Consider the following 393-nt stretch of genomic DNA (forward strand, 5'->3'; position numbering starts at 1 on the left):
GCCAGATAAACGGACTTCATTACTGCATCATCGGTTGGGAAAGACATTTTGTTTTTGGTGTATTTTCTGATTTTTCCGTTTAGATTTTTAATTAAATTGTTGGTATGGATGATCTTACGGATTTCGACCGGAAAGTCAAAAAACACGGTCAGCTCGTCCCAATTGTTTATCCAGGACTGTATTGCGTACAGATATTTACTTTCCCATTTCTCGGCGAAATCTTCCAAGGCAGCTTTTGCAGCCTTTTTGGTGGGAGCCGTGTATATGTGCTTCATGTCTGCAGAAAACGCCTTCCTGTCCTTCCAAACCACGTATCTGCAAGCATTTCTAATCTGGTGAACGACACAGATTTGGGTTTGAGATTCCGGGAAAACCGAGCGAATGGTCTGGGTA

General features: G+C 42.5%; 1 protein-coding gene. It reads right to left on the bottom strand.

Annotation, left to right across the window (positions count from 1 at the left end):
• Positions 1 to 393, bottom strand: a 393-nt coding sequence (locus tag AC23MB_RS14390) for an IS256 family transposase (RefSeq protein WP_487787658.1), incomplete at both ends; no start/stop codon positions are given.

The organism is Soonwooa sp. T0.1_25, from assembly GCF_057652215.1.